20 protein-coding genes are annotated in these 19,875 nt (G+C 69.3%); 13 read left to right on the forward strand and 7 right to left on the reverse strand.

Annotated features, from left to right (window positions below; translation table 11 throughout):
• Positions 1-161 precede the first annotated feature (161 nt).
• The 7 genes from ACZ7M3_RS29100 (at position 162) to pstB (ending at position 8,324) form a co-directional block, all read left to right on the forward strand.
• Positions 162-2,393, forward strand: a complete 2,232-nt coding sequence (locus ACZ7M3_RS29100) for an RNA degradosome polyphosphate kinase (RefSeq protein WP_472066869.1) — start codon at positions 162-164, stop codon at positions 2,391-2,393.
• Entirely contained in the window at positions 2,374-3,477 is a 1,104-nt protein-coding gene (locus ACZ7M3_RS29105; RefSeq protein ID WP_472066871.1) for a CHAD domain-containing protein, read from the forward strand. The genes ACZ7M3_RS29100 and ACZ7M3_RS29105 overlap by 20 nt, the downstream gene beginning before the upstream one ends.
• Positions 3,478-3,487: 10 nt before the next feature.
• The gene (locus ACZ7M3_RS29110; protein WP_472066873.1) at positions 3,488-3,910 is read left to right on the forward strand and encodes an NUDIX hydrolase; all 423 of its coding nucleotides are present in this window, start codon (positions 3,488-3,490) and stop codon (positions 3,908-3,910) included.
• A gap of 271 nt (positions 3,911-4,181) precedes the next feature.
• The gene (pstS, locus tag ACZ7M3_RS29115; RefSeq protein ID WP_472066875.1) at positions 4,182-5,318 is read left to right on the forward strand and encodes a phosphate ABC transporter substrate-binding protein PstS; all 1,137 of its coding nucleotides are present in this window, start codon (positions 4,182-4,184) and stop codon (positions 5,316-5,318) included.
• 104 nt (positions 5,319-5,422) lie between these two features.
• Positions 5,423-6,433 (forward strand): phosphate ABC transporter permease subunit PstC, encoded by a 1,011-nt coding sequence (gene pstC / locus ACZ7M3_RS29120; protein WP_351313231.1) that lies wholly within the window; start codon positions 5,423-5,425, stop codon positions 6,431-6,433.
• Positions 6,430-7,494, forward strand: a complete 1,065-nt coding sequence (pstA, locus tag ACZ7M3_RS29125; RefSeq protein ID WP_472066877.1) for a phosphate ABC transporter permease PstA — start codon at positions 6,430-6,432, stop codon at positions 7,492-7,494. Before pstC ends, pstA begins: the two co-directional genes overlap by 4 nt.
• A 53-nt stretch (positions 7,495-7,547) precedes the next feature.
• Entirely contained in the window at positions 7,548-8,324 is a 777-nt protein-coding gene (pstB, locus tag ACZ7M3_RS29130; protein WP_067371451.1) for a phosphate ABC transporter ATP-binding protein PstB, read from the forward strand.
• Between the two features lie 710 nt (positions 8,325-9,034).
• Here the strand turns inward: pstB and ACZ7M3_RS29135 are convergent.
• Positions 9,035-10,033, reverse strand: coding sequence for an inorganic phosphate transporter (locus ACZ7M3_RS29135; protein WP_067371449.1), 999 nt, complete (start codon positions 10,031-10,033; stop codon positions 9,035-9,037).
• Positions 10,034-10,038: 5 nt separating this feature from the next.
• Positions 10,039-10,659 (reverse strand): DUF47 domain-containing protein, encoded by a 621-nt coding sequence (locus ACZ7M3_RS29140; RefSeq protein ID WP_054232360.1) that lies wholly within the window; start codon positions 10,657-10,659, stop codon positions 10,039-10,041.
• A gap of 209 nt (positions 10,660-10,868) precedes the next feature.
• On the opposite strand from ACZ7M3_RS29140, the gene ACZ7M3_RS29145 reads away from it, so the two are divergent.
• Positions 10,869-11,324 (forward strand): metal-sensitive transcriptional regulator, encoded by a 456-nt coding sequence (locus ACZ7M3_RS29145; RefSeq protein ID WP_472066879.1) that lies wholly within the window; start codon positions 10,869-10,871, stop codon positions 11,322-11,324.
• A 42-nt stretch (positions 11,325-11,366) separates the two neighbouring features.
• On the opposite strand, the gene ACZ7M3_RS29150 is transcribed toward ACZ7M3_RS29145, so the two are convergent.
• Both ACZ7M3_RS29150 and ACZ7M3_RS29155 read right to left on the reverse strand, forming a co-directional pair.
• A complete protein-coding gene (locus ACZ7M3_RS29150) occupies positions 11,367-11,552 on the reverse strand; it encodes a hypothetical protein (RefSeq protein ID WP_067371445.1) in 186 nt (61 codons plus the stop codon).
• Between the two features lie 132 nt (positions 11,553-11,684).
• On the reverse strand, positions 11,685-12,524 hold the full coding sequence (locus tag ACZ7M3_RS29155) for an SCO4651 family lipoprotein (RefSeq protein WP_351313239.1): 840 nt from the start codon (positions 12,522-12,524) through the stop codon (positions 11,685-11,687).
• 117 nt (positions 12,525-12,641) lie between these two features.
• Between ACZ7M3_RS29155 and ACZ7M3_RS29160 the strand changes: the two genes are divergently transcribed.
• Both ACZ7M3_RS29160 and ACZ7M3_RS29165 read left to right on the forward strand, forming a co-directional pair.
• Positions 12,642-12,815: a hypothetical protein gene (locus tag ACZ7M3_RS29160; protein WP_472066881.1), complete on the forward strand. Its 174-nt coding sequence runs from the start codon at positions 12,642-12,644 to the stop codon at positions 12,813-12,815.
• Between the two features lie 191 nt (positions 12,816-13,006).
• Positions 13,007-14,593 carry an FAD-binding oxidoreductase gene (locus tag ACZ7M3_RS29165; protein ID WP_472066883.1) on the forward strand — a complete coding sequence of 529 codons (1,587 nt, stop codon included), beginning with the start codon at positions 13,007-13,009 and terminating at the stop codon, positions 14,591-14,593.
• A gap of 47 nt (positions 14,594-14,640) precedes the next feature.
• Here ACZ7M3_RS29165 and ACZ7M3_RS29170 read toward each other — a convergent pair whose 3' ends face one another.
• The 3 genes from ACZ7M3_RS29170 to ACZ7M3_RS29180 all read right to left on the reverse strand — a co-directional run bounded on the left by ACZ7M3_RS29170 (position 14,641) and on the right by ACZ7M3_RS29180 (position 17,462).
• On the reverse strand, positions 14,641-15,342 hold the full coding sequence (locus ACZ7M3_RS29170) for a phosphatase PAP2 family protein (protein ID WP_472066885.1): 702 nt from the start codon (positions 15,340-15,342) through the stop codon (positions 14,641-14,643).
• Between the two features lie 190 nt (positions 15,343-15,532).
• On the reverse strand, positions 15,533-16,534 hold the full coding sequence (locus ACZ7M3_RS29175; protein ID WP_472066887.1) for a C40 family peptidase: 1,002 nt from the start codon (positions 16,532-16,534) through the stop codon (positions 15,533-15,535).
• 169 nt (positions 16,535-16,703) lie between these two features.
• Entirely contained in the window at positions 16,704-17,462 is a 759-nt protein-coding gene (locus tag ACZ7M3_RS29180) for a trypsin-like serine peptidase (RefSeq protein ID WP_472066889.1), read from the reverse strand.
• A gap of 268 nt (positions 17,463-17,730) precedes the next feature.
• Here ACZ7M3_RS29180 and ACZ7M3_RS29185 point away from each other — a divergent pair, with 268 nt between their 5' ends.
• From ACZ7M3_RS29185 to bla, 3 genes are all read left to right on the forward strand, one after another.
• A complete protein-coding gene (locus ACZ7M3_RS29185) occupies positions 17,731-18,576 on the forward strand; it encodes a helix-turn-helix domain-containing protein (protein WP_472066891.1) in 846 nt (281 codons plus the stop codon).
• A 72-nt stretch (positions 18,577-18,648) separates the two neighbouring features.
• Positions 18,649-18,885, forward strand: a complete 237-nt coding sequence (locus tag ACZ7M3_RS29190) for a DUF397 domain-containing protein (RefSeq protein WP_452964092.1) — start codon at positions 18,649-18,651, stop codon at positions 18,883-18,885.
• Positions 18,879-19,781 carry a class A beta-lactamase gene (bla, locus tag ACZ7M3_RS29195; protein ID WP_472066922.1) on the forward strand — a complete coding sequence of 301 codons (903 nt, stop codon included), beginning with the start codon at positions 18,879-18,881 and terminating at the stop codon, positions 19,779-19,781. Before ACZ7M3_RS29190 ends, bla begins: the two co-directional genes overlap by 7 nt.
• Positions 19,782-19,875 lie beyond the last annotated feature (94 nt).

Here is a 19,875-nt window from a genome sequence, read left to right on the forward strand (position 1 = left end):
CCGCCGTGCCAGAGCCGTCGCCTCCGCCGGAGCACGAGACCTCTCCGACGACGGGGAGCAAGGCGGTACCGGGGACGCGGAACGGGAACATCCGCCTCACCCCGCTGCCGCTCGCGCTCTCCGACGCGCCGGTCTCGCTCCCGGCGCGGAAGAATGGGTCCATGAACCAGCCCAGCGCCCAGGCACCGGTGCAGCACCCGCAGCCCTCCGTCGGCTCCATAGCCGCGCACCGCCCGCACACCGTGGCGGCGAACGTCTCCGACCTCGAGCCCGACATCGACGCCGACCTCGACGCCTACGAGGACCTGGTGCAGGACGGCATCATGTTGCCGCAGGGCCGGTTCCTCGACCGCGAGCGCAGCTGGCTGGCGTTCAACGAGCGGGTGCTGGAGCTCGCCGAGGACCCGAGCACGCCCCTGCTCGAACGGGCGAACTTCCTGGCGATCTTCGCCAGCAACCTGGACGAGTTCTTCATGGTCCGGGTGGCCGGACTGAAGCGCCGCATCGCGACCGGCGTGGCCACCAAGTCCGCCTCCGGCCTGCAGCCCCGCGAGGTCCTGGAGATGATCTGGGCCCGCTCGCGCGAGCTCATGGCCCGGCACGCGGCCTGCTACCAGGAGGACGTCGCCCCCGCGCTCGCGGAGGAGGGCATCCATCTGGTCCGCTGGAGCGAACTGACGGAGAAGGAGCAGGCCCGCCTCTTCACCCTCTTCCGGCACCAGATCTTCCCGGTCCTGACCCCGCTGGCGGTCGACCCCGCGCACCCCTTCCCGTACATCTCGGGTCTGTCCCTGAACCTCGCGGTCGTCGTACGCAACCCGGTCAGCGGCCACCGGCACTTCGCGCGCGTCAAGGTCCCGCCGCTGCTCTCCCGTTTCCTGGAGGCCTCCCCCAACCGCTACGTCCCCATCGAGGACGTGATCGCGGCACACCTGGAGGAGCTCTTCCCGGGCATGGAGGTCCTGGAGCACCACACCTTCCGGCTGACCAGGAACGAGGACCTGGAGGTCGAGGAGGACGACGCCGAGAACCTGCTCCAGGCGCTGGAGAAGGAACTCATGCGGCGCCGCTTCGGGCCGCCGGTGCGCCTGGAGGTCGAGGAGTCCATCGACCGGTACGTCCTTGATCTCCTCGTACGGGAACTGAAGATCTCCGAGGCGGAGGTGTACCCGCTGCCGGGTCCCCTGGACCTCACCGGCCTCTTCGGCATCGGCGCCATCGACCGGCCCGAGCTGAAGTACCCGAAGTTCATCGCGGGAACGCACCGCGACCTGGCCGAGGTCGAGTCGGCGTCCGCGCCCGACATCTTCGCCGCCCTGCGCGAGCGCGACGTCCTGCTGCACCACCCGTACGACTCCTTCTCCACCTCCGTGCAGGCCTTCCTGGAGCAGGCGGCGGCCGACCCGGACGTGCTGGCCATCAAGCAGACGCTGTACCGGACCTCGGGCGACTCGCCGATCGTCGACGCGCTGATAGACGCCGCCGAGTCCGGCAAGCAGGTCCTCGTCCTCGTCGAGATCAAGGCGCGCTTCGACGAACAGGCCAACATCAAGTGGGCCCGCAAGCTCGAGGAGTCGGGCTGCCATGTCGTGTACGGACTCGTCGGGCTGAAGACCCACTGCAAGCTGTCGCTGGTCGTCCGGCAGGAGGGGGAAACGCTCCGGCGCTACTCCCACGTCGGCACCGGCAACTACCACCCGAAGACCGCGCGGCTGTACGAGGACCTCGGCCTGCTCACCGCCGACCCGCAGGTCGGCGCGGACCTGTCCGACCTCTTCAACCGGCTCTCCGGCTACTCGCGCCGCGAGACCTATCGCCGTCTGCTCGTCGCCCCCAAGTCCCTGCGTGACGGGCTGATCGCGCGGATCAACAAGGAAATCCAGCACCACGTCGCCGGACGCCCCGCCTACGTCCGCATCAAGTGCAACTCGATGGTGGACGAGGCGATCATCGACGCGCTGTACCACGCGTCCCAGGCCGGAGTGCCCGTCGACGTGTGGGTGCGTGGCATCTGCGCGGTCCGGCCGGGCGTCACCGGCCTGTCCGAAAACATACGGGTACGGTCCGTGCTCGGCCGGTTCCTCGAACACTCCCGAGTCTTCGCCTTCGGCAACGGCGGCGAGCCCGAGGTCTGGATCGGCAGCGCGGACATGATGCACCGCAACCTGGACCGGCGGATCGAGGCCCTGGTCAGGATCACCGACCCGGCACACCGCGCAGCCCTCAACCGGCTGTTCGAGACCGGGATGTCCGACACCACCGCTTCCTGGCACCTGGGCCCGGACGGCGAGTGGACCCGGCACTCGACCGACGCGGACGGCCAGCCCCTGCGGAACGTCCAGGAGATGCTCATAGACGCCCGGAGGCGCCGGCGTGGCACAGCAACACCTTGAACCCCCCACCGACTCCCCGGCCGGGCCCATGTCAGGAGACGCCCTCGCGGGCTACCTGAGGGCCCAGGCCACGGAGTTCCTCCGCTCCCTGCGACAGCACCGGGAGAACGGCACCGACGCGGGTACCACCGCCCGGGCGAAGCCGAGAACGGAGTCGCGCGCCGAGTCGCGAGACGTGTCACGAGCGGGGGACAACGGCTCCGGGGAATCGGTCGACGCGGCGCGCGCCCTGCGCCGCTCGGCCCGCCGCATCAGCGGCACCCTGCACACCTTCCGACCGCTGCTCGACGCGGAGTGGTCGGAGGGCATGCGGCCCGAACTGGCGTGGCTCTCGGGCACCCTGGCCCGTGAACACGCCTACGCGGCCCGCCTGGAACGGCTGATCGGCGCGCTGAACCGGCTCTCGGGCGCGTCCGGTTTCCCGGCACAGACCGCGCAGGACACCGGGGCGCCTGCCAAGGGCGGCCTGACCGTCGGCGCCGCGAAGGCGGGCGCGCTGCTCGACCGCCAGCTGACGCTGGCCCGCACCCGGGCCCACTCGGCCGCCCTGCAGGCGCTCGGCTCCTCCCGCTTCCACGCCGTCGCGGACAGCGTCGCCGTGCTCGCCAGCGAGGTGCCGCTCACCCCGGCGGCCGGCACGGCCGACCTGCGCCCGCTGGCCGCCGCCGCGACGGACCGGCTGACCGACGCGGTCGCCGCGCTGCCGCTGGTCACCGCGGGCCACCCGTACAACGCCGAGGCCCTCGTGCACGGCCTCTCCGCGGACACCGCGCCCCATCCCCAGGACGCGCCCTGGCACCAGGTCCGGCTGCTGCTGCGCCTGCACCGCTACGCGTGCGAGGTCCTCTACGGGGAGGACGCCCCCATCGACGTACGACTGCTCCGCGCGGGTCAGGCCCTCAACCGGCACCGGGACGCGGCGGAGGCGGCCGCGGCCGCCGCGTCGGCGGCCCGCACCCCGCGCATCGCCCCGGCCACCGCGTACGCGCTCGGCGTGCTCCACGCCGACCAGCGGCACGAGGTGGAGGCGGCACGGTTCGCGTTCCAGCAGAACTGGCAGAAGGAAACCGTGCGCACCCCGTGAGGGAGGCCTGATGACCGAGGACACCTTCAAGGCCGTACGGGCGGCGGGCTGCGTCCTGTGGCGCCGCTCGCCACTCGGCGGTGAGCTGGAGATATGTCTCGTCCACCGGCCGAAGTACGACGACTGGTCGCATCCGAAGGGCAAGCTCAAGCGCGCCGAGGAACCACTCGCGGGGGCGCTGCGGGAGGTCCGGGAGGAGACGGGGTACACCGGCGTGCCCGGCACGGCCCTGCCCACCCTCCGTTATCCCGTCGCCGGCCGCCCCAAAGAGGTCCGCTACTGGGCTGCCGAGGCGGCGGACGGCCACTTCACTCCGAACGACGAGGTCGACCGCATCCTGTGGCTCTCCCCCGCCGCGGCCCGCGACCGTCTGACCCAGCCCAGGGACGCCGATCTGGTTGACGCCCTGCTGAGTGTGCTGCACCTCACCTAGCCGAACCCATCGGCCATATGCGCACACACCCGGTCACATGCAGTGACAGCGATCGGGATCCCACCGTGTCCTCGACGTAAGCGTTCCGTGACCTCACCGCACCGCCCACAGGGGTTCACCCTCCGTTCACTTACGGCCATCGGCGCCTTCACCTGATCTGCCTAATTTCGGCCTTACCCGGTGCGGAACGCCTCCTGCGTGTGGCCTCCGCATCACACACACCTCGCACGCCGCCAACCAGACGGCGGCTCCTGGAAGGAACACCCCAAAAGTGAAGCTTCAGCGCAAGAACCGGCTTCGCGCCCTTTCGCTCGGTGCTGTCGCCGTCTCCGGCGCCCTGGCCCTCACGGCGTGCGGCTCCGACGACACCGGCACGAAGAGCAACGCCACGGGCGGCGCGACGACGGGCTCCGCCAGCTCGATCAAGTGTGACGACGCCAAGGGCCAGCTCCTCGCCGACGGCTCGTCCGCGCAGAAGAACGCGATCGACGCCTGGGTCAAGGAGTTCAGCGCCGCCTGCTCCGGCGTGCAGATCAACTACAAGGGCGGCGGCTCCGGCGCCGGCGTCACCGCGTTCACCCAGGGCCAGGTCGCCTTCGCCGGCTCGGACTCCGCGCTGAAGCCCGAAGAGGTCGCCGCCTCCAAGAAGATGTGCACCAGCGGTGGCCAGGGCATCGACCTCCCGATGGTCGGCGGCCCGATCGCGGTCGGCTTCAACGTCCCGGGCGTCGACAAGCTCGTCCTGAACGCCTCGACGATCGCCAAGATCTTCGACAGCAAGATCAGCAAGTGGAACGACTCGGCGATCGCGAAGCTGAACCCGGGCGTCAAGCTGCCCGACCTCAAGATCCAGGCGTTCCACCGCTCGGACGAGTCCGGCACCACGGACAACTTCACCAAGTACCTGATCGCCGCGGCCCCCTCCGACTGGAAGTACTCCGGCGGCAAGGCCTGGCAGGCGAAGGGCGGCCAGTCCGCTCCGCAGTCCTCCGGTGTCGCCCAGCAGGTGAAGCAGACCTCCGGCGCCATCGGCTACATGGAGCTGTCGTTCGCCAAGGACGGCATCAAGGCGGCCAGCATCAACACGGGCGCCAGCGCCCCGGTCGACGCCACCGTCGAGAACGCCACCAAGGCCATCGCCGACGCCGAGGTCATCGGCACGGGCAAGGACCTCTCGCTCAAGCTGAACCGCGCCACCAAGGCCGACGGCGCCTACCCGATCACCCTGGTCACGTACGAGATCGTCTGCGACAAGGGCAACAAGTCGGACTCGCTGGCCGCCACGAAGGCGTTCCTGACCTACATTGCGAGCGAGGACGGCCAGAAGGTCCTCTCCTCCATCGACTACGCGCCGATCCCGGCCGACATCATCGCCAAGGTTCGCACCACCGTCGCGGGCCTCAGCTAACCAAAGTGTGCGGCCCGGCCCCGGTTCGGGGCCGGGCCGCACCGTCCGGTGCACCGCCGCCAGGAGCCGCACACCAAGTACGGCTCTGCAGACCGGAGATCCCGATGGACATATCGACACAGAACACTGACGAAGCACCTCCCCCCACCCCCCAGCCTTCCGTGGCCGTGCAGAAGCGCGCGAGCCGCGGCGCCACCCGACCCGGTGACCGGATCTTCCTCGGTCTCTCCCGTGGGTCGGGCATCTTCCTGCTGGTGATCATGGCCGCCATCGCGGTCTTCCTCACCTATCGCGCCTCGCTCGCGATCAGCAAGGACCACGGCAACTTCCTCACCACCTTCGAGTGGAACACCAACACCATCCCGCCGGTCTTCGGCATCGCCGTCCTGGCCTTCGGCACGGTGGTCTCCTCGATCATCGCCATGGCCCTGGCGGTTCCCGTCGCGGTCGCCATCGCGCTGTTCATCACGCACTACGCACCGCGCAGGCTCAGCGGCCCGGTCGCCTACGTGATCGACCTGCTCGCCGCCGTGCCGTCCATCGTCTACGGCCTGTGGGGCGCGCTCGTCCTGGTGCCGCACATGAACGGCCTCTTCGGCTGGCTGGACAAGTACCTCGGCTGGACCGGCATCTTCGAGTGGCAGGGCGGCGCGCCCCGCTCGATGCTCACCGTCAGCATCCTGCTCGCGATCATGATCCTGCCGATCATCACCAACGTGAGCCGCGAGGTCTTCCGCCAGGTCCCGCAGATGCACGAGGAGGCCGCGCTGGCCCTCGGCGCCACGCGCTGGGAGGTCATCCGCATGTCGGTGCTGCCCTTCGGCCGCTCCGGCGTCATCTCCGCGTCGATGCTGGGTCTCGGCCGCGCGCTCGGTGAGACAATGGCCGTCGCCACGGTCCTGTCGCCGACCTTCGACATCAACGCCAGCCTGCTCGACCCGGGCGGCGGCACCTTCGCACAGAACATCGCCAGCAAGTTCGGCGAGGCGACCGCGGACGGCCGTGACGCGCTGATCGCGTCCGGTCTGGTCCTCTTCGTCATCACCCTGCTGGTCAACGGCGCGGCCCGGGTCATCATCGCCCGTCGCGCGGAGTACTCGGGGGCCAACGCATGAGCCACTCAGCACCCGCCATGGGCAAGCGCCCCAGCACCCTGCGCGGCGCGACCCTGCCGAAGTGGTCCCCGTGGGCGATCGCCGCCGGCGCCATCGTGCTCGCCGTGGTCATCGGCCTGGTCGGCGGTCTCGACAGCAAGGTCCAGTGGGGCCTGATCGCCGGAATCCTCTTCGTCCTCGGTACGTACGGCATCGCCGCGCGCGTCGAGGGCCGCCGGCAGGCCAAGGACCGCGTCGCGACCAGCCTCGTCTGGGTCTGCTTCCTCATCGCGGTCGTCCCGCTGGCCTCGCTGATCTGGACCACCGTCAAGCGCGGTGTGAAGGTCTTCGACATCTACTTCCTGACCCACTCGATGGGCGTGGTCGCGGACTCCGAGCCCGGCGGTGGCATCTACCACGCCATCATCGGCACGCTGGAGCAGGTCGGTCTCGCCACCCTGATCGCGGCGCCGATCGGTGTACTCACCGCGGTCTACCTGGTGGAGTACGGGCGCGGCAAGCTCTCCACGGCCATCACGTTCTTCGTCGACGTGATGACGGGCATCCCCTCGATCGTCGCCGGTCTGTTCATCCTGAGCCTGATGCTCATCCTGGACCTGCAGCCCTTCGGCTTCGCCGGTTCGCTGGCCCTGGCCATCCTGATGATGCCCGTCGTGGTCCGCTCCACCGAGGAGATGCTCAAGCTCGTACCGAACGAGCTGCGCGAAGCCTCGCTGGCGCTCGGCGTGCCCAAGTGGCGCACGATCCTCAAGGTGGTCCTGCCGACCTCGATCGGTGGCATCACGACCGGTGTCATGCTCGCCGTCGCACGCATCACGGGCGAGACCGCCCCGGTGCTGCTGCTGGTGTGGGGCACGAACTTCATCAACACCAACCCGTTCTCCGGAGCGCAGGCCTCGCTGCCGCTGTACATCTACCAGCAGTACGCGAACAGCGCCGGTTCGAACGCGGCGTACGACCGTGCCTGGGCGGCTGCGCTCGCCCTGATCGCCTTCGTGATGATTCTCAACATGGTGGCCCGCGGCATCGCCCGTTGGAAGGCACCGAAGACAGGTCGCTGACGCGGCCATATCAGCGACCAGCAGCATCCCCCTCGAAAGAAGCAGTGATTGACATGGCCAAGCGAATCGACGTAAGCGGTCTCACCGCCTACTACGGCTCCCACAAGGCGATCGAAGACATCTCGATGACGGTCGAGCCGCGCTCGGTGACGGCGTTCATCGGCCCCTCCGGCTGCGGCAAGTCGACGTTCCTGCGCACGCTCAACCGTATGCACGAGGTCACCCCCGGCGGCCGGGTCGAGGGCAAGGTCCTCCTCGACGACGAGGACCTGTACGGCCACGGCATCGACCCCGTCGCCGTGCGGCGCACGATCGGCATGGTCTTCCAGCGCCCCAACCCCTTCCCCACCATGTCGATCTTCGACAACGTGGCGGCGGGTCTGCGTCTGAACGGCTCGTACAAGAAGTCCGAGCTGAACGACGTCGTCGAGAAGTCCCTCAAGGGCGCGAACCTCTGGAACGAGGTCAAGGACCGCCTCAACAAGCCCGGCTCGGGTCTGTCCGGTGGTCAGCAGCAGCGTCTGTGCATCGCGCGGGCGATCGCGGTGGAGCCGCAGGTCCTCCTCATGGACGAGCCCTGCTCGGCCCTGGACCCGATCTCGACCCTCGCCATCGAGGACCTGATCGGCGAGCTGAAGGAGCGCTTCACGATCGTCATCGTGACGCACAACATGCAGCAGGCCGCGCGCGTCTCCGACCGCACCGCGTTCTTCAACCTGTCCGCGGTGGGCCAGCCGGGACGGCTCATCGAGATCGACGACACGGAGCGCATCTTCTCCAACCCGTCGGTGCAGGCCACGGAGGACTACATCTCCGGCCGCTTCGGCTGAGCCGTTTCCACCCATACCCCTCGCGGTGCTGCATGGCGGTGCCACCGCGAGGACGAGAAGGGCCCGCCCCTGGCTCCCGGGGGCGGGCCCGCTCGTCTTCGACGAGGACGAGGAGTCGGGGCAAGGGTGAGGGTGGAGTCGGGGTCGGGGAGTCTTCCGGCCCCGGGCCGACGGGGGTTGCTCCCCAAAAGCGGGGCTTCGCCCCACACCCCCCGCCCACCCGATTCGTTTGGCTGCAGGCCCGGTGGGGGCTTGGCGCGCAGTTCCCCGCGCCCCCAGAGGCGAGGCTTCGCCCCACAGCCCCCACCTGCCCGGAGACCTTCGGCTGCCGGCCGGTGGGGGCTGTTCGCGCAGTTCCCCGCGCCCCTGAAAACCTCGCCCCCGGCCCGCATCTTTCAGCCCGTCCGGCGCTTGAGGACGAGCCCGGAGGCCGATACACCCACCCCGCCGCGCATCCTCGGCCCGTCTGGCGTTCGAGCACGAGCCCGGAGGCCGATACACCCACCCACCCGCCCCGCATCACTCAGCCCGTCCGGCGCTTGAGGACGAGCCCTTCGGGCGATCGGGGGTCCGGGGGCGGAGCCCCTGGCGGGGTGGAAGGGGCGGAGCCCCTGGGGATGATGGGGGTCCCCCCTGCTCGAGCGAAGCCGAGAGCTTGGGGGAGGGTAGGGGCGGCGGGGGCGAGGAGCGTTGGTGCTGCGTCCGGCGTCCTACAGGAACGCCAGGTCCACGACCCAGAAGCTGGCGGCAGCCACCAACGCCGCGGCCGGCATCGTGATGAACCACCCCAGGACGATGTTCTTGGCGACACCCCAGCGAACCGCGTTCACCCGCTTCGTCGCCCCGACACCCATGATCGCCGAAGTGATGACATGCGTGGTCGAGATCGGCGCCTTGAAAAGAAACGCGGTGGCGAACATGATCGACGCCCCCGTCGTCTCCGCGGCGAACCCCTGCGGCGGATCCAACTCAATGATCTTGCGCCCGAGCGTCCGCATGATGCGCCACCCACCGGCATACGTCCCCAGCGACAACATCACCGCACAGACGATCTTCACCCACACCGGAATCGGGTCGTCCGACTTCTGGACGTCGCCGATGACGAGCGCCATCACCACGACACCCATCGTCTTCTGGGCGTCCTGAAGACCGTGCCCGAGCGCCATCCCGGCCGCGGACACCGTCTGCGCGATACGGAACCCCCGCTTGGCCTTGTGCGGATTGGCCCGCCGGAACAGCCACATGATCGCGCACATGACCAGATAGCCGACGATCAGACCGACGACCGGCGACAGGAACATCGGGATGATGACCTTGTCCACGACCCCGGACCACAAGACCTTCGTACCGCCCGCGAGCGCGGCCCCGACCAGTCCCCCGAACAACGCGTGCGAGGAGGACGACGGAAGCCCGAAGTACCAGGTGACCAGGTTCCAGACGATCGCCCCGACGAGCGCGGCGAAGAGGATCCCCATCCCCTTCGACCCCTCGGGCGTCGCGATCAGCCCCTTGCTGACGGTGTTCGCCACCCCGCTCCCGAGGAACGCACCGGCGAGGTTCATCACCGCGGCCATGGCGAGCGCGGCCCGCGGGGTCAGCGCCCGCGTGGACACCGACGTGGCGATGGCGTTCGCCGAGTCGTGGAAGCCGTTCGTGTACGTGAATCCGAGCGCGACCAGAATGGTCACGACCAGCGCAAAGGTGTCCACGAAGTTCAGGACTCCTTGACGGCGATGGTCTCCACCGTGTTCGCCACATGTTCGAACGCGTCGGCCGCTTCCTCCAGCACATCCACGATCTGCTTGAGCTTCAGGACCTCGATGGCGTCGTACTTGCCGTTGAAGAGGTGGGCGAGCAGCTTGCGGTGGATCTGGTCGGCCTGGTTCTCCAGCCGGTTGACCTCGATCCAGTACTCGGTGAGGTTGTCCATCGTCCGCAGGTTCGGCATGGCCTCGGCCGTCAGCTCGGCGGCCCGGGCCAGTACCTCGATCTGCTGTTCCACGCCCTTGGGGAGCTCCTCGACCTGATACAGCACGACCAGGTCGACGGCCTCCTCCATGAAGTCCATGATGTCGTCGAGGGACGAGGCCAGGTTGTAGATGTCCTCGCGGTCGAACGGCGTGATGAAGGAGGAGTTCAGCTGGTGGAAGATCGCGTGAGTGGCGTCATCACCGGCGTGTTCGGCGGCCCGCATGCGCTCTGCGATCTCGGCCCGGGCGGAGGCGTCCGCCCCGAGCAGTTCCATCAGGAGTTTCGAGCCCGTGACGATGTTGTCCGCGGAGGCGGAGAACATGTCGTAGAAGCTCGTCTCCCTGGGGGTCAGACGAAAGCGCACTTGGGGTCCTCGGAGTCCTTTTGTTCGGTCAGGCTGATGCTAGGCGCATCATCCGGCCACGGCTAACCGGCCGTCCCCCAGTGTCGCCCATCAGGCACAGTGATCAGCACAGGGTCCGGTCCCGGCATCCGGCAAGGGCCCTATACCCAGCAAAGTTCGTTACCATATACCCGCCAGGGGTATATATACCGGACCATCAGGAGGACGCGATGACGACCACCGAGGCCGGCGCGACGGCGCCCTCCGGCGAGACCAAAACGGTTCAGGAGGTCCCGGACATTTCGAACATCCAGGCCTCCACCGACACCGAGGAAGCCGGGAGCGAGGACGTCGTGAGCGGGGGAGCCGAGACCGAAGGCGTCGTGACCGACCACGACCGCGGCATCCACGGCTACCACAAGCAGAAGGCCGAACACCTCAAGCGCCTGCGTCGCATCGAGGGCCAGATCCGCGGTCTGCAGCGGATGGTCGACGAGGACGTCTACTGCATCGACATACTCACCCAGGTCTCCGCCTCCACGAAGGCCCTCCAGTCCTTCGCGCTCCAGCTCCTGGAGGAACACCTGCGCCACTGCGTCGCCGACGCGGCCCTCAAGGGCGGCGAGGAGATCGACGCGAAGGTCGAGGAGGCCACGAAGGCGATCGGCCGCCTGCTGCGCACATGACACAAGCGCACGGGGATACCGAAGTGCGCACGTGAGGCGGGCCTACTCCCCCGTGCCGCTCCCCCGGGTGCGCTCTTCGGCCACCTTCAGTACCTCGTCGATACTCTCCAGGCTGAGCCGCTCCTCGTGGGCGGCCGAGGCCGCGATGATCAGGTCGCCGCACAGCTCGATCTCGGCGAGGGCCACGTGGTCCTGAACTGCCGTACCGCCGACCGGAGCCACGTGCATCACCTCTTCCTGCCGTCACCGACTTCCTAGAGTAGGGAGCGGCCTACACACCGCGCATGGCACGGAAGGGCCATTTCCAGCCCCCAACTCCTCCTCGTCCATGCACCGGCAGCCACGCCGACGGACGGACGTCTAAGGCTCCGCGATCTTCCCCGCGAAGATGTCCTCGGGTTCCGGAAGCCGTACGCGGGCCGGGACCCCGAAGTCGTACAGCAAGGTCGTCGAGGCGACCGCGACGGTGCCCTTCTGCCGCCCGTTGATGAAGCTGAACCGGTTCCGGAGCTTGCGGACGCGCCCCTGGTCGTCGAGGTAGGCGTCGAACGGGACTTCGGCGGTGGCGAACCCTTTCGCCGCCGCCGCGAGTGCCTTCCGGTTCCCCCGCGAGGCGCTCCGCGCGGCGATGTCCAGGTCGGCGGTCCCGCGATAGTGCCGCACCGGCGTCCCGGCCACCTCCGTCCTCCCCATGTACGTCGCCGTCCGCGCCCCCCGCAACAGCTCCGCCGCGGCGAACGGGTCGGTGGCGCCGCCGGTCACGAGGTTCCCGTCGGAGAGGGTGGCCGTGTCGACGCGCACCCATTTGTCGGCGGGGACACCGGCGCCGCGGTTCTTCATGAACAGGGCGCCCGGGGCTAGGAGTTCGGTGATCGGCCGGTGCTCGACGGCGCCCGCGGGATCCTGCGGCAGCAGCACCTTCAACTGCCCCAGCTGCTTCTTGAAGTCGTAGACACCCTGGCCGCGGATGGTGACCCGGGTCCCGCCGGTGGCCATCTCCATCGACGTACGGGTCTTGGCGCTGCCTGCGCGCTCCAGTGTGGCGGCGGCCCGGTGCAGTACCTCGACGGAGGTGACGCCCTCGCGCGCGTCCTCGGCACCGGCCCTGCCGACGGAACATCCGCCGACGCAGACCATGAGCCCCGCCATCGCGACCGCGACGACACCCGTGCCCATCCGACTCTGCTGCTGCGCCACCATCGTCCGCCGACCCCCAGCCGGTCCGTCCCGGGCCTCCTGTCGTTCCGGTTAACGACGGGTAGGGACGGCCGTCACGCGGCGGTGATTCATTTACTTGCCTTGGGTAACGTTGTCGGTGTGGCGCAACCGGAGGAGACCCATCCCGTCCAGGATCACCGGACGACGACGATCGAGCAGGGTCGCTTCTGTCTGGCGCATTGCACCTGCGGCTGGCGAGGCCCGGCCCGCCGCGCCCGCAGCCTGGCCCGCACCGACGCCGAGGGCCACTTGGTGAACACACCGCTCGCATAGCGCCCCAAAAGCGGCGTGACCAACCTCTCGCCCACGTGCGGCCAAAAAGGCCCAGACCAGGTTCAAGATGGGGTCGAGATCCATGCGGGATCACGGTCATGTCCCGGTTCCGTCCCGCGCCCGGCCGCCGCGGAACCCCCAGAACCCGGCACACGTCTCGTCCCACGCACGGGAAGCAACAGGAGGCGCACATGCAACGGCGTACGTTCATAGGTGGCGGCGCGGCCGTACTCGCGGCGGCGGCCACGGCCGCGTGCAACGGCAAGGTCAGCGGGGGCAAGGCGGCGGCCACGGACACGGCCGACGCCTCCATCCACACGGCCACCACCAGCACGGGCACGAGCGGCACGGGCAGCGGCCTGGCCGCCCACGCCGCCGCCAACTGGTCGGCCCTCGCCAAGGACCTCGACGGCTCGCTGGTCCGCCCCGGCGACCGCAGCTGGTCGACGGCCCATCAGCTGTACAACACCCGCTTCGACTCCCTGAAGCCCACCGCCGTCGCGTACGTCGCCCACGCGGACGACATCCGTACGACCATGGCCTACGCCCGCGCCCACAACATCCCGCTGTCGATCCGCAACGGCGGCCACTCCTACGCGGGCTGGTCCTCCGGAAACGGCCGGCTGATCCTGGACGTGTCCAAGCTCAACACCATCCGGGCGTCCGCGAACGAGGCGGTGGTCGGCGCCGGATCCAAGCTGATCGACGTCTACCGCGCGCTCGCCGCGAAGGGCGTCACGATCCCGGCCGGTTCCTGCCCGACTGTCGGCGTCTCCGGTCTGACCCTCGGCGGCGGCCACGGCGTGGTGTCACGGGCGTACGGCCTGACCTGCGACAGCCTCACCCAGGCGACGCTGATCACCGCGGACGGCAAGCAGGTCGTGGCGAACGCGAGCGAGAACAAGGAACTCTTCTGGGCCCTGCGCGGCGCCGGCAACGGCAACTTCGGTGTCGTCACCGAGCTGCGCTTCAAGACCCACGCCGCCCCGCAGGCCGTGTCGGCGTACATGACGTGGCCCTGGGCGAAGGCCGCCGCCGTGGTGAAGGCCTGGCAGGAGTGGGGCCCCAGCCAGCCGGACGAGATCTGGTCCTCGCTCCACCTGGAGAACGGCAGCGGCACGCCCACCGTCGCCGTCGCCGCCTTCTCCCTGGGCACCTACGGTGAACTCCAGAACGCCGTGGACCGCCTGGCCACCAAAGTCGGCGGCCCCGCGCGCAGCGTCTCGCTCAAGAAGCACTCCTACAAGGAGTCGATGGAGGCGTACGCGGGCTGCTCCTCGTTCCCCACCGACGCCCAGTGCCATCTGCCGGGTTCGACGCCGGGCCGTTCCTCGCAGGGCGCCCTCGGCCGTGAGACGTACGCGGCCCGCTCGGACTTCTTCGACCGCTCGATCTCCGCGGCCGGCATCCAGACGCTGCTGCACCAGATCTCCTCGGTCCGCGGCGGCGCGGGCAGCATCGCGCTCACCGCACTGGGCGGTGCGGTCAACCGGGTCTCGCCGACCGCGACGGCGTTCGTGCACCGGCGTTCCCGCATGCTCGCCCAGTACATCGCCTCCTGGGGCGCCGGGGCCTCCGGCACCACGGTCCAGTCCTGGCTGACCTCCGCCCACTCGGCGATGGCCCCCTACGCCTCCGGTGCCGCCTACCAGAACTACACGGATCCGACCCTCACCAACTGGCGCAAGGCGTACTACGGCGACGCGGCGACCCGCCTGGCGGCCCTGAAGAAGCAGTACGACCCGAACCGCTTCTTCACCTTCCCCCAGTCCCTCTGAGCGCCCCGTAGGGGAAGCGCCCTGAGAACACCCTGTTGGGGGAGCGCCTACGCGGCGAGGTCCGGCTCCTCGGGGCGCTCCGCCCGCGCCCCGGGAATCAGCGCCTCCTGCCCCGCACGCCCCACGCTCCGCGCCCGGATCAGCCATCCGGCGCGCGGCGAGCGCTCCACGGCCTTCGTCACCGGGGTCAGCAGGGCCATGGCGAGCGGGGACAGCAGCAGGGCGACGGCGGTGCCGAGGGCGAAGCCGCCGATGACGTCCGTCGGGTAATGCACGCCCATGTAGACCCGGCAGAAGCCTTCGAACAGCGCGATCCCTATCCCGACGAGGCCGAACTTCCGGTTCGCGACGAACAGCCCGACGCCGATCGCCATGGTGAGCGTCGCGTGGTCGCTGACGAAGGAGAAGTCGGTCTTGCCACTGACCAGGACGTCGAGCCCCTGGTGGTCCACGAAGGGGCGGGGCCGCTCCACGAAGCCCCGTATCGGCACGTTCACCAGCACCGCGACGCCGGCCGCGAGGGGCGCCCAGACGAGCGCGGCCACCGACGGGGCGGCGTTCTCGTCGCCGCGCCGCCGCACGGTCCACCAGCACCACAGCACCAGCAGGACCATGACGAGCAGCAGCCCGTACTCTCCGACGAACTCCATGCCGCGGTCGAACCAGTGCGGCGCGTCCTTGGCGAGGCCGTTGATGTCGTACAGCAGGTCCACGTCGGGGTTCGAACCGGATTCGGCGAGTCCAGCCATGGTGCTGCGGCCCCTTCGTCGTCTTTCCGCGGGCGCAGCCTTTCGTGCGGCGCCCGATCCACCCCCGTGGTCGTAGATCGGCTCTACATCAACAGGAACGCACATTCCCCTTCAGTACGTTCCACCCTCCACCGAATGATCACGCAGACGTTATCGAAGAGAGATACATCGCCGCAGCTCAGGGGTGGGATCAAACCGTCGTCGGCAACGCTTTCGCGCCATCTTCGGTCACGCGTGTGGCGCCGAAGTAGTCGGGGGTGTCTATGGGGTCGAAGCGGATGACGGCACCCGTTCGCGGTGCGTCGATCATGTACCCGCCACCCACATAGATACCGACGTGCCGAATGGTCCGCGAGTTGGTGAGGTCGTCGGAGAAGAACACCAGATCGCCCGGAAGCAGTTCCGCGCGCGCGGGGTGCGCTCCGGCGTTGTACTGGTCGTTGGCGACGCGCGGCAGGGTGACTCCGACGCTTTCGTACGCCGCCTTGGTCAGACCCGAGCAGTCGAAGCGTCCGCCCTGGTCGGCGGTTCCGTTGCCGCCCCACAGGTAGGGCGTGCCGAGCTTCTTCTGCGCGTAGTAGATCGCCGCGGCGGCCTGTTGCGAGGGATCCACCCGGCTCACCGGCCGCGCGAAGCTCTTCGCCAGAGTTATGATCGTCCTCACATAATTCTGGGTCTCCTTGTACGGCGGCACACCTCCGTACTTGATGACCGCGTAGGCCCCCGCGTTGTAAGCGGCGAGCATGTTCTCGGTGGTGTTCCCGGGCGCGTCCTTCACATAGGACGCGAGCTTGCAGTCGTAGGAGGCGGCCGACGGAATCGCGTCATTCGGGTCCCATACGTCGCGCCTGCCGTCCCCATTGCCGTCGATTCCGTGCGTGGCCCAGGTGCCGGGGATGAATTGCGCTATGCCCTCCGCCGCCGCCGGACTCTTGGCATTCGGGTTGAATCCACTCTCCTGATACAGCTGTGCGGCGAGCAGCGCCGGATTGATCGCGCCGCACAGATTGCCCCACTTCTGTACGAGCGTCTGGTACGCGGCCGGCACGGCACCCTTGGCGAGCCCGACCGATCCGCCGCCGACTCCGTTGGCGAGGTTCCCGGCCACCATGTAGACACCGACGACCAGCGCCGACATGAAGGCGAGCCCCACCCCGGCGACGGCGGTCACCACGACCCACGTCTTACGCACCGTCAACCGCCCCTCGCCGCCCGGGAGTCCGCCGGACGTCAGTCTAGAGGCGACCCCTGTGCGAGGAAACGATCACACACGACAAGAAACGGGGGCGCGAAGTGCGCCCCGAACCCCTCCCGTACGCCCCGAACCTGCCCCGTACGCCCCGAACCCGCCTCGCGCGCCCCTAACCCGCCTTGCGCGCCGCCTTGTACAACTTCGCGGCCTCTTTCCCGAGGACGACGCTGAACGAGACGTCGTCGGTGTCCCCGCCCGCCTCGTGGCCGCCGATGACCCCGACGACCTGCCCGTCGCCGTTCACCCAGGGGCTACCGCTGGTGCCGCCGGCGAAGGCGGGACACTCGATGCGCTGCTGGGTGCGGCTGTGGACGGTCGGCTTGTTCGTACAGATGATCGGCGCGTCGAGGGTGCTGGGGTAGCCGGTGACCGTGACGGCGGTGGCCCCGGTCTCCCGCCCCGTGGCGAAGGCGTTCCCGCCGACGACGTCCTCGATGCCCTTCGCGCCCTGCTTGGCGACCTCGGCGAAGGCGACGTCACTGTCCTCGTCCTGACCGCCGGTCCAGGCGTCACCGACGTAGGTCTTCTTGACGTCCCAGATCCCGTACGGCGCCTTGCCGTCCCGATATCCCGGGACGAACCGCAACTTTCCGCCCCCGTCGAGACAGTGTGCGGCGGTCACCAGAAGGTCCCGCCTCTCGCTGTGCACGACCGAGGCGGTGCAGAAGTGTCCGCTCAGGCCGTCACCTGCGTCGAACAAGGCGCCCACACGGGCGCTCGCCTTGTTCGCGTCGGCCTGCACGGTCACGCCGAACGGCCCGGGGCCGTCATCGGCGGACGCCACGGACGCGGACGTGATGGCCAGCATCACGACCACGACGAACAAAGCGTTCCGTCGGTTGCCAGGGGGACGAGTGGTGCGCTTCATCGGTTCACACTCTGGCCCACGGAATTAAGAAAAATCCTGGAACCACACTGAGAATCTCCTATGAGTCACCGGTGGGAGCCAACGGAGTCACGACGGCAGGTCCACCGTACGGCCCATCCCCGGCCCTCGCACGCACACTCGACGCCGCAAACTACCCACAGCCTGTGGACGAACACGGCGAGCGGTAAACACATTCACCGGCCGGCAGGGATCGGGTTCACTACCATTCGTGCGGGCGACCGGCGACAGCCAGGAGACGGAGGAGCCCGTGAGGAGCAACCCGACGGGTCGCCAACTCCGCTTCGGCACGGAGCTGCGCAAACTCCGGGAGCGCGCGGGCCTGACCGCGACCGGGGCCGGTCAGCTCCTGGGCATCAAGCAGACCCAGGTCAGCAACATGGAGGCCGGGCGCGTGGGCGTGAGCGCCGAACGGGTGCGCGCGCTCGCCGGCCACTACGGCTGCTCGGACCAGGCCCTCGTCGACGCGCTCAGCGCCATGACCACCGAGCGCTCGCGCGGCTGGTGGGAGGAGTACCGCGAGATCCTGCCCGCCGCTCTGCCGGACCTCGCCGAGGTGGAGCACCACGCCGGGCGGCTGCGTACCGCGGTCACGATGCACATCCCGGGTCTGTTCCAGACGACCGATCACGCCCGTGAGCTGTTGCGGCACGTCGTGCCCGAGCTCTCACCACCGGAGATCGAGCACCGGGTGTCGTTCCGCGTCAAGCGCCAGACCGTCCTCTTCACAGACGCCCCGACCGCTCTGGTGGCGGTCATCCACGAGGCGGCCCTGCGCATGCGGTTCGGCGGCCTCACCGTGGCCACGTCCCAGTTGCGGCACCTGCTGGACATGAGCGAGCGGGACCACATCACCCTCAGGGTGCTCCCGTTCGCCACCGGATCCTTCCCTGGTTCCGGCCAGTCGGTCTTCTACGCCGGCGGACCGGTCCCCCCGCTCGACACCGTGCGCCTCGACCAGTCCCACGGCCCGGTGTTCCTCGACGCCGAAGCCCAGTTGCGGATGTACCGCGCCCTCCTCGACCGGATGGAATCGGTGTCCCTCGCCCCCGAGGACTCGCGAGACTTCATCCACAAGCTGATCCACGACCTGTGAAAAGAACCGAGATGCTCACCGCACACCCCGCCGCCTTCCACGCCGTCCTCCTCACCCCTAAGGAAGCCCCCCGTGGCTGACGTTCCCCCGGACCTCGACTGGGTCCGCGCCGCCCCGGACGACGCGACCGGCCCCGGCCCCTGGATCGAACTCGCCTTCGGCGCCGACGACCTGGTCCACATCCGCGAAACCAGCGACCCCACCAACATCGTCACTACCACTCGGAAGAAGTGGGACGCCTTCGTCCTGGGCGTACAGGCGGGCGAGTTCGACCACTTCGTGGAAGCACTGGAGGACGAGAGATCTTAGGGACCACGACAACACGCCGCACCCTGCTCACCGCGGCCACCACCACCGCCGCCACCCTCACACTCGGCGCGAGAGCGGCGTACGCGGAGGATCCCCGACAGCGGGACACCCGCGCCCGGCTGCGAGAGCTGGAGGCACGACACGGCGCGAGGATCGGCGCGTTCGCGCACAACCTGAGGACAAGGGCCACCGTGCGCCACCGCGCGGCGGAACGCTTCCCCGGCTGCTCGGTGTTCAAGACGCTCGCGGCGGCGGCCGTGCTGCGGGATCTGGACCAGCATGGGGAGACACTCGCCCGGCGCATCCACTACACGGCGGCGGACCTGGCCGGGTACTCACCGAAGACGGGTGAGCCGGAGCACCTGGCGGGCGGCATGACCATCGGGGAACTGTGCGACGCGGCGATCCGCCACAGCGACAACACGGCGGCCAATCTGCTGCTCCGCGAGCTGGGTGGCCCCACGGCGATCACGCGATTCTGTCGCTCGCTGGGGGACCCGAAGACCCGCCTGGACCGCTGGGAGCCGGAGCTGAACACGGCGGAGCCCTGGCGGGTGGAGGACACGACCACCCCGGGTGCCATCGCCGGCACCTACGCCCGGCTCGTCCTCGGCGACGCGCTCCACTACCGCGACCGTGACCGCCTGACGACGTGGCTGCTCGGCAACACCACCAGCGGCGACCGTTTCCGCGCGGGCCTGCCCGAGGACTGGACGATCGCCGACAAGACCGGCACCGGCGACTACGGCACCAGCAACGACGTGGGCATCGCCTGGACCCCGGACGGTGCCCCCGTGGCCCTCGCCGTCCTCAGCACCAAACCCGCGCGGGACGCCGCCGCCGACAGCCCCCTCGTCGCCGCCACGGCCTCGGTCCTGGCCGCGGCCGTGGGCTGACGCGATCCCCCAAGGCAGTCGGCGACCCCGTCGCCACTCGGCCGGTGCCGCCCCCGTGTACGCCGCGTTCGTGCGATCCGCGGCCCACGGGCGG

This window comes from Streptomyces sp. NPDC111656 (assembly GCF_055656965.1).